The organism is Paenibacillus sp. 01T422, from assembly GCF_056398785.1.
The window spans coordinates 1-15189 of the sequence record NZ_JBFTQB010000129.1 but is presented as its reverse complement, the minus strand read 5'-3'; the positions used below and the strand labels follow the sequence as shown (position 1 = coordinate 15189).

Sequence of the window (15189 nt, the reverse complement as noted above, 5' to 3'; positions counted from 1 at the left end):
TGCCATGTCCGATACATCATTGCAGCCATATCTTGTTTGCTGATAGGATCATCGAAGCTACCGGGGGGACGGTCAAATCGTCGTCCCTTTTATATGTCTGTAGTGCGGTTTCGATGAGCAATTGTGGTCCTAAGCTGCCTTTTTCCCTGGAATAATAATAGTGTGAAACATTATTCGCTGTAAGCGAGGAAATACCTAAACTCAATTTCTTATCCCCGGCAAGCTCGGTTAACACCTGCGAGGTTACGTCAATATCCACGAATTGTTGGGCAGGAGGCATATCCCATGTGCCCAGATCCGCACCTACGGGTGGCCTGTTCGTATAATTGGTCGTGGCCTCTCCCCAACTGTCATCGCTTACAAACTGAACCTTGTCTGTGAAGGCCCCGCCAACAATAGAGGAGGTAAGGCGAAGCTTAGCCGATGTTACATTGCTGGATAAGCTAGACAGATCGAAACGAACAAACGTTTGGCGTGGGACAAATTCCGAATTTCTCACCTCAAGATTCGTATTTTTACCATAGTTCGCAGTTGGCACACTTGCACTCACCATCGTATCTGCCTCTGCGCCAATGGTTCTGCCCGTAGACTTTTTCGTGTAAACCACAATCTTCGGTTTGCCGCCTCCATTCTCCTTCGCATAATAATAGTGAGAAACGTTGTTTGTCGTTTGTGACGTGATAACTAAGCTTAACTGCTTATCGCCGATAAGTTCAGTGTTATATTGGGAACTAATATCAATATCTACGGAATTTTCTGCCGATGGCATGCTCCATGTCCCCAATACCGCCCCTCCCGCAGGCTTATTCGTATAGAGGATAGACGTTTCTCCCCAAGTATCATCCTGGACAAACTGCGCTTGATCGGTAAAAGTTCCAGCCGAAGCCGATGTCAGCCGCAGTTTCGCTGTAAATGCATTTGAATCTGTCGGCACATCCCCTAAATCAAATCGTAAGTAAGAATGGCGATAAACACTTGAACTCGTTGAGTTTCTTACTTCCAACTTTTTACCAGTTCCATAGTTTGTCGTTGGATTTCCTGCCCACACATACGCATCTGAGGTCACATCTAATTCAAAAAAATCAGGATGACCTAACGTATGGTTGGTTATCAAATACTGTTCATTAATTGGACTATTCATCACTAATTTTCCAATATCCGATATGCCGGGAGCTCCTGTTTGAAAAGCGAAATGGTTCGCAATCTGAACTTCCGGCTTGCCCCGGGGAGCGATATACACGTTATATGTTTTGGTGTCCAAGTCGGCAAGTAATGTGACATGATATAGCTCATTTGCTTGGTAGTCCAGTCTGACATTTTGCGTATACGTATTGCCACTCCGGACATCGAAGTAACCGTCGGAATTTAATCGGAGAATCATTGGCAAACCAGACTCGCTGTTTACGACAGAAGATTGTCCTGTATAACCAACTATGCCTCCAATTTGGTTAGCTGTTGGAATCAAATCGAATTCAATGGATTGGACACCGGCATGTCCTGCTCCCAAATCGATGCTATGCTGATAACCGGTTGAAGAGGACTGTGACGGTACGCCTACCGCATAAATATACCCACCGGAAGTGGTAAAGTTGGAAATCGGGCTGCCATTCAATTTCACCGTACTAACGCCGGAAGCTCGTATCGCAATGGCCGAAACAGTATTAGGGTCATTGGCGGCGACCAGATTCGATCCGGTAATCTCCAGGGTCGAGCCATTCCAGTCAACAGCCATATCGGTCACTGGCATTTTGGATGTTATAATATTTGCTCCGTTATGCGTGAGCGTCGATCCCGACCTCATGATAGCGGATTTGACCATACCGCTGCCCGTCTTTTCGATATAGGCCAACTTCCCATCAAATGAAAAGCTATCAAAGTTACGTCTGATCTGCGGGTTTTCTTCGTGAGACACATAATAATAACCCGAAGTTCCAGCATCTCCAATGTTGTCAATTTTCAGCGAGCTGGCTACGGTAGTAGGAACAGACAAGGCAATTCGATTGACTTTGATGTCGCGATTCTCTCCACTGGCGGTTGGATACAAGATCGTGTCAAATGTAGTGTCTCCGGACATGTTCTTCGTATAGGAAGCATATGTGGCGTCGGACACTGAATAAAAAGCGTTGGAATAATAACCATGATCGAGCGTAGCTGTAACTTGCTCAGGATCGGCAGGTATGACTTGAATATTGCCGTAAGTGTCGTTAAAGACAGTGCTCACTTTTTTCGTGGAAGCATCTAACTTCGGACTCGCCGTAGGCAAAAAGTGCCATGTTTGCTGGTACTTATTCGTTCCAGAAGGCGCTTCCACAACATCTGAAACAATCGAGAAGGATGATTTCAGGAAAAGCGTATCACGTGAATGCTTGAACCCAGGCACATTTTGGGTAATACCCGTAACAAAGTTGAACTTGCTATTATMCGTCCAATCTTGAAACCAACCTTCCGACAAATTTTGAGGCGTATCGTTAATTTCAATCGTATTATGCGATTCAGTCGAGTAACGCAGCCAGTTGGAAATCGGATCATTGCTGTAGGAATACGCACCGGGATCAACCAATAAGGGTCTGCCATAGGCATAATAAGTGATAGCATTATCATCGGGATGCCTGTGGGGCGCTGCTTGTTTCACATTCGTAAACAAATAGCGGTCATTAGGCGACCACCCACTGCGCATTATGGCACTTTTACTGTCAGGATACAGAATGGACGTGTAAGAAGGCACGGTTCCTTCCGCTCCAGCAGTTCCTACATAACGTAAAGCGTCATCGTTCGTAAGCTCACCTATTTGCTTAATCGTACCTTTGAGATTGGTGTACTGACTGTCTCCAAGACTGACCGAATAGCCGTTCGGAAACGAAATATCAGCCAAATATTTGCCTAAATGGTTCAAATTGCTGTCAAATGCGCCTTGGAAAGGCACATTATTCATCATGCCGAGTTGTTTGATTGCAATCATAGGCGCTGTTGTTACCGTCGTGTAGGTATCACTGGACTCCATGTACGAGCCATCTTTATAAATCAGCGTCGACATTAAATAGTCATATCGGGAGTAGGCCGTAGACAACCAGGCAGCAGAGTCAGTAAACTCAGGAAAATAAATACCAAGGGTATATAACCCCTCTGTTTCAACGGTTCCATGGTTGCCATCGGGACTAAATCCACCAGGCGGATTTAAGTAATCACCTATTTTCCAAAACGTTTTCACGATATCGGTATTGGCTTGGGCGCTCATGGAAGAACTCTCTCTTAGCACATGATAAGCTTTCACCCAACTGGACGCCCGAATGCCCGTATCAAAATTCCTCGGAAATGACCCTGCGCCAGACACGCTCGAAGAGGCATCGCCATCAACGATAAAATCGATCAAATAGTCTATATATTTCGCCGCATAACTTTCATTCCCTGTATTCATGTATTCCGCCAAAAGGGGGCTAAGCCAATAGAATCGTGTGATCTGATAATGGTATTCGATATCTGCAATCGTTGGTGCAGGACCAGCCCAATCCGTACCCGAGGACACGCCTTGCCAGGAAAATGTTTTGCCATTATGGTTTGCATACGTGAGCGTATTCTCATCCCAAGCCGTGTCACCCGATTTATAGATCATCACATCTATATTTTCATTTAATTCGGACTTCCCTGATAGTTTAAGCGTTGCCGCCGTAACCGTTCCCTTAATCGACGATAAATCAAAATTGAGATAAGCCTTGCGCGTATTCGAATCATAAGGAGCGCCGGATTCCTGTACCTGAAGCAGTGGCTCGCTGGCATGGATAACCGTATCATTTCCCCGAATGTAAGTATCCTTCGTAGACACCAGGTCTACCGTATGATCCCCCGTTGCATCCGAATATTGGATCTCTAGAGTAGGATGGCACGGTGTGAGCGGTGTTTGCGAGCAATCTTGCTCACGACTGTAAATGTTCGCCCGGTTCGTTCCCTTGTAGCGTCCCATCAGCATGAAGCTAAGATTGGTCCCGATCGCTCCTTGTACCGCAGAAAGCATATTCATGTTGTACGTTTTGGATACAGGTTCAATTGTAAACGTATTCAAATAAAATTCTTTAAGTGGTGTTGCGATTTGATCCATCAAGAGAGGCACCATCGTTGGATTCGAAACAAAATCAGTCGGAATCGTTCGAGTTGTTCGGTGTTTATAATATTCCAGCAATTCCGTTTTCGCCTCATCATAATCCCCAGTTTTTACACTAGATTGCACGGCATTTAACCCTGAAAAACCATCGTAGTTCAGTTTGCTGGGGGTTGTCCAGCGTTGCCCAGCTTGATCCCAAACCCCGAAGAAAGAGGCATCGGACATGCTGCTCGCGCCAGAGGAAGCGCTTACAGTCAGAGGCCCAATAAATATTGTTAATAATACCTGTGCAAAGACGAGTAGAGCAACAAGTAAACATGAACCCTTTTTCTTCTGTGCGGCCAATAAATTTCTCATCATGCTACCTCCCTTTAATATGGTTATTCCCAATTTCTTGACAGCCTGCATTGGATGGGTTAGAACGACAATAACTCCATCCAACGAGGGTATGAACTCCTATTGTTTTACCATTACTTTATCAAGTGGAGCTAATTACCAGATCATTATCCTTAATGGTAACCTGATAACGTTCCCCATAACAGAATTCGAAAACTCCCTCCATCACCTCCTTAATCTCAATATTAGGCAACTGCTCTCCTTTATAAGGAACAAGTACCGTCAAAAAGGTCTTCGACCCACTATAGCTGCCCTGGAATTTAACTCGAGTAGAAGGCCTTGCAACATCATTCATGTCCGATAGTCTTCCTGGCAAAAATGCCAACTGCCCCTGTTCACTAGTAAAAATGGCCAGATTAGCGATATCGCTTATTGCTGCAACGCCGCCTACTACTTCCTTCACATCTGTGAAATCGAGATGAAAATAGCGCTGCACGCTATGCTGTTCCAATCCCTCCACCCGATCGGCAATCACAACAAACTTGTCATGTACGAGAGACATATGACGATGATGGACAATCGGCACATAATTTAGATGGCAAGCGCTCGCGAGCTGATAGAAACCTCTATTCTCTACCTTGTATATCTCTCCTTTTTCTTGCGGACCGTAGTCCCAGGAGCCTCTATATGCAAAGTGATCACGGTCATCAATGAGCAGTGTGGAATGAAAGTTCGAGCTTTTAAACTGCTTGCGGTCTTCGTCCTCCCTGAAGCAAAAAAGACCGGGATCGCAAACCATATCTTTGCCTAGCGCAGTAAAATMAAAGCTCATAAGATCTATATGGGCATGAAAATTCTGAATCGGGCTGCGGCAAGTAAACAAAAAGCTAATCGCCTCGCGATCCCAACCGCTGCGAATAATCGCTTGATGAAGCGTGCGATTCCAAAATGTAGTTTGCATATCGCATATATATTGCTTTTCCTTTAACGAATGCAAATCGCTTACGAAACGCTGTACATCTAGCGCACGCCATACATGCCTGTTTGCCTCCTGCATAATCTCGCTTGTATCCATTAAGTTAGCAGCAAGACCCAGCCAAGTCATATCTCCCAAAGCAAAATAGCCGTATACGCCGCCCATAATCGCAAGATTATTAGCATGTGAGTCACCTACGGGCACACACTTTCCTGTCGGTCTCAGCGAATAGATCGAGTAATCCAGATTCTTTCTATAACGTTCCATATATGATTCCGAGAACTGGAAACCAAAGCGCTTGGCCAGTACAACGGCAAGGCCAAACCAGAACATGCAGCCATTATGATAGGAGGGGCAACCTTCAATCTGTCCGCCATCCTCCGTCAGCTGGGCGAAACAGCACTTCTCGATGCCATCGATCGCGAAGTCTCGCCATTCCTCTGACTCCTTCAGTTCAGGAAAATAAAGCGCTGTAGTCAAAATTCCCAAGCATTCCATCAAATAATGATTATGATCCGCTTTAGGCCATAGCTGTGGCGAAACATGACGTAAAATTTTAATCTGCTTATAGACGGCTGTTACATACTGCTCCAGCACTTCCTCCGTAAACAGCTCGGAATGTCCCAGATGTTCCAAGACAAGCGGCCAGGTCTTGTAGCTGCGAATGCCCAGCTCCAGCGCGCGAAGCGGATGACATTCCGAATAATAGCTGAGCGGTAACCCGATCATGTCCTCGTTAATTGCTACGGTTTCGATCCAATTCAGCATCTCTTCAATTACTTTGCGGCCATACTTCTCATTCTTAGTTAATGTATAAGCTTCCAATAAATCCTGCCAATCGTTCATGCGGTTCAGCTGCCACAGATATTCGTTATCATTATGTCTGTGCTCCAACCAGCGAGGCGGATTGCCAACAAATTCCCTTACGCCGCCAGTGCCTGGCAGCATGAGCATACCCTGATAAGCAAGCTCCGCTTTATCTATCGTCATCTGCACTAACTCGGGCATATGATTGGAAATGTAGGCGCCCTTTACGTCCATCCTCTCCAAGCGCGAACGCAAGTTGCCTAATAGCACCGTTGTCGAAATCGGCTCCTTCAGCCATTTTTGTATTCTCATTAGATGATCCCCCTGCTTCGTCTTACCAGAATAATGTTTGACGTCCCTTCAGTTTCAGGAGAGCTTCAATGAAGAAATAGTCGCCGTAAATAACAGGAACTTCAATGTGCCGGTTATCAGGAAAACTTACTGTTGCCTTCGTAAGCAAACCTTCTTCATCGGAATCATGAGAGAAATAATTGGCGTAGAGCGATTGAATGATCTCACATGCTGTCGTATGGCAATGTTCAGCCAACTGCCCTTGTGCATATTTGGCGATTTCCAACAATCCGCTAGCCAAACACGCAGCTGCAGAGCTATCTTTTGCCCAAATTTGATCCTCGGCCGCTTTGAAATCCCATGGAGGCACACCATCTGAGGGAAGATTCTTCAATAAATAACGGGATACTTCTATCGCTTTATCCATATATCGTTGATTTCCGGTATAGCCGTAGGCAAGCGTAAATCCGTAAACAGCCCATGCTGCGCCACGCGACCATGCGGATTCTGCCGAGTAGCCTTGACCGCCATACGCACCTTCTCGTAATCCTGTTTGCGGATCAAATGCGACGACATGATGCACAGACCCGTCTTCGTGCAGAAACTCTCGAATTACGGTATCGGCATGCGCTTCGGCAATATGCTTGAATCTCGGATCACCTGTGGTTTCGCTTGCCCAGAACAGCAAAGGGAGATTCATTAAACAGTCAATAATCGCCCAGCCTTCCTCGCCCGCTCCGTTCCATGCCCGGATAAAATTCCCCTTGCTATTAAAACGACCAGCTAAATGACTAGCAGCCGTAAGCGCTCTCCTTCGCGATAGCGCATTGCCCGTTAACTTATAGGATGCCACCGAAGATAAACTCCACATGAATCCAACATCATGATGAAGACACTCGAATTCTCGAAGAGGCTTATCCAATTTATTTTCACAGGATTCAGCGATTCGTCTATACGCCGGATTTCTTGTCTCTTCATACAACATCCACAGCATGCCGGGCCAAAAACCGTTGGTCCACCAATCAAGCTCGTTGTCATCGTAACGGCCATTCACCGATACATGTGGGAATGTATCCCCGATCCGTCCGCTAATCCGCTCCATCTTTTTCGTCACATCAGGCCAGGCAGTATCTAGCATAGTTTCTACAGAACTATTCATTTATGTATTATCCCCTTTGTGTGGAAAATCTCTTCACCGCTTGTTCTTATCCTTTCAGTGCTCCGACCATGACTCCCTTAACGAAATATTTGGAGACAATCGGATAAAAGAACAGAATGGGCAAAGTTGCCACCATGATTGTTGCATACTTAATCGTTTCGGCAAGCTGAAAGCCCTGATCGGTCCCGCTTGTCATACTTTCTGTCGAGTTGGCAAGCAAGATTTCACGTAAAACGAGTTGAAGTGGAAATAAATCCCTGTCTTTTAGGAAAATCGAGGCATAGAACCAGCCATTCCATTTCTCAACGGCATAAAACATGATCATAACGGCTATGACAGGCATGGATAATGGCATAATGATCCGAAACAGGATGACAAAATGGTTAGCCCCGTCTATTTTTGCCGATTCTTCCAAACTATCTGGAATAGCCGAGAAGGAGGTTCTCATAATAATCAAGTTAAAAGTATTAACAGCAAATGGAAGTACAAGAGCCAATAATGAATTGTAAAGCCCTACTCCTTTGACCATCAAATATAGAGGAATCAAGCCGCCCTGAAAAAACATCGTAAATAATATAATTACAATGAACACGCGATTCCATAATACGTTCTTTCGCGACAACACATAAGCGCCAAGTGAAGTCAGGAGCAAATTTACCAATACGCCCAAGACAATAATAATAAACGTGTTACTGTAACCCCTTAGAATATTTTGATTGCTTAATACTTGCTTGTAGGCCTCGATATGAAATCCGTACGACTTTAGAAGCAAGCCCTTATGGGCAATGAGGGAGCTTGCATCGCTAATTGAAGCCAACCCTACATAAACTAAGGGATATAGCGTAACAATAACTAGTACAAGCATAATCATTATATTAACCGCATCAAAAACCTTCTCTGACCGACTTATTCTGTTCATATCGTCATTTCTCCTTACCACAATCCGTTTTTACTGATTTTACGGCTGATCTGATTAGCTGCTACTAATAAAATCAAGTTAATCACTGAGTTGAATAGTCCTACAGAAGCACTGAATCCCCAATTAAATTCCAATAAACCTTTGCGATAGACGAAGGACGAAATGACATCGGCCGTGCTGTAAGTAACCGGATTATACAGCAAAATGATTTTCTCAAACCCGACATTAAGCAAATTTCCCATCCTCAAAATGAACATAATAGCGATCGTCGGAGCTATCCCTGGTAATGTAATGTATAGCATTTGCTTCAACCGGCCGGCCCCATCAATCTTGGCGGCTTCGTATTGCTCTTGATCGACCCCCATTAAAGCGGCCATATAGATAATAGATTCCCATCCAATTTTTTGCCAAATTTCAGAAATAACGTAAATAGGACGAAAGTACTCAGGCTTTTGCAGTAATGCCTGCCCGTCACCGCCAAAATTCGCAAGGATAGAGTTAATCACGCCACCACTATTAGTGAAATCCGTAAGGATTCCGCAAATGACGACCATTGATATGAAATGAGGCATGTATGAAATGGACTGTACGAACCTGCCGAACAATTTGTTTTTCAACTCATTCATGAATAAAGCCAGCAAAATCGGAGCTGGAAATTCAAACAGAATGGAATATAGACTTAGGACAAGTGTATTCTTAAGAATGCGCCAAAAATAAAAACTGTTTATAAAATCCTTGAAGTTCTGCAAGCCAACCCAATCGCTCTCCATAATTCCTTTCACTGGAGAGTAGTCCTTAAAAGCAATAATGGCTCCATACATCGGTGCATAATGAAACACAGCATAGTAGATAAGGACTGGAAGCATCATCAGATATAAGGATTTATTCAGAAGAAAATCCTTCACGAATAAATCTTTCCTAGTAGTCATAAGGTTTCCTACTTTCAAATTGTAAGATCTATTTGTTGTATAGAAAGAGAAGGATTAACCCTTCCCCTTCTCTTCAACAACCAATCATCGCTTGTTGTATCGATCCAAAGCAGCTTTTTGAATGTCAATTGCTCTATCAATGTTCAACGTTTTCAGCTTTGCTTGGTACTTATCGAATTCGTCGAGAGGTGTAGCTCCAAGAATAATTTTGAGCGAGGTTTCATCCACCAACGCATTTACTTCGTTCATAATTTTAGCCAATTCCGTGCTTTCTTGCGGTGAAGTGTGTAGTACTGATCAAGATAACGTTTATCCTGAACGAATGGACCGCTCATACTTGCTTTGATGTAGAGCATCATCGCCTGGGCAATGGAAAGCTTATCGGGGTTGTTCATAATCAAATCCGTATAGGTCGGATTCCCGTTCTCCATTTTGTAGCTGAGCCCCTCGGTGCCAAAGTTAAAGAAGTTGTGCCCTTCCTCACTATAGCCGTAGTCGAGGAATTTAACGGCAAGCTCTACATTCTTGCTTCCTCCCGTAATGGCAATCATTCCACTTGGCTCAGAACCGAATGCAAAGCTCTTCTGACCAAACTTTGGCTTATCTCCTTTGTTCAGAACCGGATAAGGAGCAGCAACCAGGTCATATTTCGGATTATTTGCTTGACCTGCCCCAATCCATTTTCCAATTCCACTACCAGCTTGGCTGACGGTAGCACCGGATTTACCGGATGTCATATTGGCATCCTGGTTTTTTTGGTCTGCGGTAGCAATATTCTTATCGAGCAGCCCTTCGGCATACCATTTGCGCATCGTAGCAAGAAAATCCTTATAAGCAGGCTGTGCCGGACCAAACTTCACTTGACCGTTATCCAGATAGAAGGTGCGGTTAATCCCGTAGGCACCTATGAAAGCTCCATTATATATATCATCCAGAGCTCTTGGTTTACTTCGGAAAGTCAGTGGAGCCTGCATCCCTTTTTTCTCTTTGAACGCTTTCAGAACCGTATACCACTCATCCATCGTGGTTGGAACTTGAAGCCCCAGTTCAGTTAAATAGTCTTGTCTCACTATAGGTCCTTGGAAAACCATCAGAGAGTCATCGCTGCGAACGAATGGAAATGCATAGTAAGTTCCATCATCTGTTTTTACCATTTTGTCAATTTCCGGGTGCTCTTTTAAATATTTCTTCAAGTTAGGCGCATATTTGTCAATAACATCATTGAGCTTTATAATCGCTCCGTCCTTAATCGCTTTTTCAGGACCGCCAGGAAAACTCGTCTTCCAATTGTATTCGATCATGTCAGGCAGATCCCCGGAAGACAACGTGATGTTTAACTGTTCCTTTTCCTGACCCATAACAGGGTTTATGAAATTGACCGCAACACCTGTCTTCTTCTGCCATTCCTGATAAAAGGGAATATCTTTTATACTAGGCTTGATCTGCAAAATATTGTTAGCATCAGCTGTCCAAAACGAGAGAGTTTTGTCTGTTTGCAGCGGATATGTGACTGCGGCTTCTTCATTTGCAACGGGCGTTGGAGCGGATTGATTATCCGGTTTGTTGCTGCATGCCATTGCCACTGAACTCAGCATGATAATGGATAAAGCGCTGGATATAAGTTTCACTTTCTTCTTCAACTGCGTATACCTCCCTGTAGTGTGTACGATTTCGGGCGACTTTCCTTTCGCATCTTTATTATGCTTTTGTAAATCCGATTTGAATATCTTAAAATCCTCCAAAAGCATCAAAAAAAACAAAAATCGATCTGAAATTTGTACAATTACATATTATTTTTTTTCTTAACCCGGCCAAAATAGGAAAAAGACCGCTTTGCAGCAGCCTTTTCGGTTATTTCAAATACATTTCTTTATATTTACCGGGCGTAACTCCCTCATATTTTTTAAATATCCGGATCAAGGCATTGACATCGCTGAATCCGACAAGGCTTGATATCTCATTTATGGTCATGTTCTGACTTTCAATCAATTCCTTAGCTTTCACAATACGGACTTTATTCATGTAATCGAGAAGTCCTTCTCCTGTTTGTTCTCTGAATAATTTGGATAAATAAGTCGATTTCATATCAAACCGCAGACCGATCATCGAGATATTCATATCCGCGTCCTGATAATTTTCTTGAATAAAATGTACAATGTTCTGTGCCAATGTCTGCAGATCTTGAGATCTGTTATGAACCAAAGTTGATTTTCTTTTGGCCAAGCTGTTGCTGCATACTTCTTTCAACATCTCTGTGAGCTGTTCATGCATATCCTGCAGGGTTTCGCATGCTGTCAGCTTCTCGATCTCTTTCAAACTACCGACAGACGATTCTTCCTGTGTATCGCCAATTTCATGAAGCGCCTTCACCATCGTACTTACCAAATCAAACATCAGGCAGCGAGCCAAAGGTAACGAAATCTGATTGATCTTCAAATTCCTATCCACGATGTGATCCAACGTTTCCTTTGCCCTGTCATATTCGCCAATTTTCAGAAAGTTAATGAGCTGCTGTTCCACTTGTAGCGGGTAATAATAGCCTTGAGGGAGTTCATTGAGCGTCTCATTTTGAATTTCATTAAAAGAAATAATTTCTTTTCTGCCCATAATAAGCTTATATTCCATCGCGTCAACGGACTCTTTGTAGGCAATCGGTAGATCGACAATGGATGTGTGAATATTGCTGATCGAAACCGTAAGTTCAATTTGAAATTTGGTTTTCAAAAATTGCTGCGCTTCTTCTGTCATCTGACGTAGCTCCGCCAAGCTGCCTGCCTTCCCCGTGTCACGGAAATTGATGATGCAGGCGAGCATGTCATCGATCTCCGTCATATAACCAATATGCCTCGCATTCATGATATCCTCAACAACATTCGAGACGATAAACTGAAGCAGCTTGGCCTTTTCATTCTCATCCTTCCCATTAATGCTCGAGAAAAACGAATCATTTGCCTCCACATAGAATAAAAGAACGGCATATTGTTCACTGTCAAAGTGCATCTCGAAAGCAGGCAACGCATCCTCTATCGGGATTTGGTTGTCTAATCGGCCTTTTAATAACCTAGTCATAAAATTAGACCGCAACAAATAATTTTGCTGCTTGAGTCGAACCTTTACTTGTTCCTTTTCATTTACGGTATTGGAAATCATGTGCTGAATATATTGAAATTCGTTACTCTCGTCATTTAATCGATCAACCGTTTCATCTGTGAGGGTATGAATTAATTGTTTAATCGGGTTGTAGTTTTTCTTCAAGAAGAGGAACGTTAACAAACTCCCCCCGAGAATACTCAAAACAATACTAATGTATGTAATCCATCTCACATTGATCGCTTTTTGCCATACTAGAGCGCTTGGCATGATGGTCACAATTTTAAGATCCGATTTCTTGGATGCAATATAATAAAACTCCGAGTCTTGTCCCTTGTAATTTTCCTGGAAAAAGCCAGAGTCTCCGGAAAGAACCCGATTCGTTAATACCGGATGCTGATTCATTTCCAACGTGGATAAAAGAATCTGATTCTCTTTATTCAAAACCAATACTTCGCCTCCACTGAACAATTGAACGTTTTGGAGCGCGCTTAAAAGCTTCGAGCCGTCAATTAGAATCACTACTGCGCCCTCAGGCTTCGTATTGACGTCCGATGTTAAGTAACTTATATGGGCAATAGACTGATTGATGCTGCCGTTTAACCCTCTGTATACAAGTGGAACAAAACTCGGCTTTTTACTCGAAGTCATCATAGTCTGCCACTCATCATAGCTGAATGCAGGATTATTGTGGACTTCCTCATACACATCCTTGCCGCTACGAACAAACCCTGGCATTAGACCAATATCATCTGGAGTGTAATAGACATAGAAGTCAGTGATTTGTGGATAAAAGGTTTTGTACATCTTAAAATCCATGGCTATTTCGTACAAGGAATACTGGTAGCTATCCTGCCCTCTTATGTTCGTAAACATAAGCTCTTGAAGTTTGGTATTCCAGGTAATCTCTGTATTCAGCCTCAAAACACTCTCTAATTCATTGTCAATGACTTCACGAACTTGTTTCAACAATGCATCATTAGCTCTGTGAATTTCTTCTTCCAAAGCTGCGCTTGATTCTCGATTAACAAAAACACCGATTACAATCGGCAGAAGCAAAACGGCCAGATACGAGAAAAGCCACGTTATGATAACGCTTCTTCTTTTCCTCCAAATGCTTATCAACACGGTGTATTCCTCCATTTATACTTCTTTCCTAGCAGCAAAAAGCGCTTTGCAGGAAAGATTATAACAAATCTCAAACAAGAAAAATATGTAGCTTCATGGTACACTACCTCTATTTAGTTTGAAAAGAGCGAATATTGGGCTGACCTGTCGCATGTTGAAAGCACCTCTGAGCGCATATATCCAAAAAACAAACCGGGTACCCCTATAGGGTCCCGGTCTTCAGGCAGCATGCCAGTCTTCCAACTCCGCTACAATACTTGCTTGATCTCAACGGTCCTTTGTTCGATCCGGGACTGATCGGCTGCGAATCCGATCAAGTGCCCGTGCAGCGACTTCTCCAGCGATGTGGAGGAGATCGATGGCACTGCACCTTTCAATACTTTTACGAAGTCTGCGACAAGAAGCAAGTCTCCCCCGCCATGCATATCATCTGAAACCGCAACATGGATCTGTTGTTCGGAATAAATATGTCCTTTGCGGGCATCRGGATGTCGGATGACATAGGCACCTGTCTCCATATCTCCCTGAATTTCGCCTCTAGTCCCCACAAGATGGATGGAGCGACCTGGCTTGGAAGTGCCACCCGTCATAACATGCGTACCTGTACTTCCATCTGCGAATTCAACGATTACCGTCTGATGATCGACTACATCGTTATCACAGCGCCAGACGCAACGACCGTACGGGCTATCCTTTCGCAGGGATTCCGCCAATTCCTCATCGCTCATGGTAACGCCCAAATGGGTATTATAGGTTACATAAGCACTCCACAAACGCTGCTCAATGTAATGCTTTCGTGCTGAATAAGGGCAAGTTGCCTCAATGGAACAATCGACCAGACACCGCGTGCCCGCCCCTGATGGCGCCTTCTCAGGCCGGAATTGCATCAGACTTCCGAAGCTGCTTACTTTCACCGGCTGGATATCTCCCTTCATCCAGGCCAATACGTCCAAATCGTGGCAGCTTTTGGCCATGAGCATGGAGGAACCACCTTGATCCACACGCCCCCATTTACCTCTGACATAAGCCATGGCCATGTGGTGATAGGTAACATTCTCGGTTGTCGCCAAACTGACAATATCACCAATTACACCATCAGCTATTGTTTGACGGATCGATTCATAGAATGGTGCATAACGCAGCACGTGACAAATCATGACTTTCCTGCCAAGACGCTGAGCTTCTTCATACAACTCCAAAACTTCATCCGCACTGACGCCGATCGGTTTCTCCAGCATGATGTCATAACCAGCCCTTAGCAACGGGATCGAAGAAGACACATGCAAATGGTCCATAGTACCGTTGATTACAGCATCCGCGATCTTGGGCTTACCCACAAGCTCAGCAATATCAGCCAAACAGTTCTCCTCTGCTAATCCGAAACGTTCCTTGGTTAAATGTCTGCGCTCGTTATCCGGTTCTACAACTCCGACAATTTTGAATTGCTCAGGATGAAAC

Annotated in this window: 9 protein-coding genes; all 9 read right to left on the bottom strand. The window is 44.0% G+C overall.

From position 1 onward, the window contains the following. Positions 1-16: 16 nt before the first annotated feature. Positions 17-4456: a CBM96 family carbohydrate-binding protein gene (locus AC1DUA_RS09975; RefSeq protein WP_477499585.1), complete on the bottom strand. Its 4440-nt coding sequence runs from the start codon at positions 4454-4456 to the stop codon at positions 17-19. A gap of 118 nt (positions 4457-4574) precedes the next feature. Beyond that, a complete protein-coding gene (locus AC1DUA_RS09970; protein WP_477499584.1) occupies positions 4575-6527 on the bottom strand; it encodes a heparinase II/III family protein in 1953 nt (650 codons plus the stop codon). Positions 6528-6549: 22 nt separating this feature from the next. Then, positions 6550-7665: a glycoside hydrolase family 88 protein gene (locus AC1DUA_RS09965; RefSeq protein ID WP_477499583.1), complete on the bottom strand. Its 1116-nt coding sequence runs from the start codon at positions 7663-7665 to the stop codon at positions 6550-6552. Positions 7666-7711: 46 nt separating this feature from the next. After that, on the bottom strand, positions 7712-8584 hold the full coding sequence (locus tag AC1DUA_RS09960) for a carbohydrate ABC transporter permease (protein WP_477499582.1): 873 nt from the start codon (positions 8582-8584) through the stop codon (positions 7712-7714). 14 nt (positions 8585-8598) lie between these two features. After that, entirely contained in the window at positions 8599-9513 is a 915-nt protein-coding gene (locus AC1DUA_RS09955; RefSeq protein ID WP_477499581.1) for an ABC transporter permease, read from the bottom strand. Positions 9514-9597: 84 nt separating this feature from the next. Continuing rightward, positions 9598-9774 (bottom strand): hypothetical protein, encoded by a 177-nt coding sequence (locus AC1DUA_RS09950; RefSeq protein WP_477499580.1) that lies wholly within the window; start codon positions 9772-9774, stop codon positions 9598-9600. Then, the gene (locus AC1DUA_RS09945) at positions 9759-11153 is read right to left on the bottom strand and encodes an extracellular solute-binding protein (RefSeq protein WP_477499579.1); all 1395 of its coding nucleotides are present in this window, start codon (positions 11151-11153) and stop codon (positions 9759-9761) included. Before AC1DUA_RS09945 ends, AC1DUA_RS09950 begins: the two co-directional genes overlap by 16 nt. 211 nt (positions 11154-11364) lie before the next feature. Continuing rightward, positions 11365-13731, bottom strand: coding sequence for a helix-turn-helix domain-containing protein (locus AC1DUA_RS09940; RefSeq protein ID WP_477499578.1), 2367 nt, complete (start codon positions 13729-13731; stop codon positions 11365-11367). Positions 13732-13979: 248 nt separating this feature from the next. After that, a partial coding sequence (locus AC1DUA_RS09935; RefSeq protein WP_477499577.1) for a Gfo/Idh/MocA family protein occupies positions 13980-15189 on the bottom strand: 1210 nt, incomplete at its 5' end.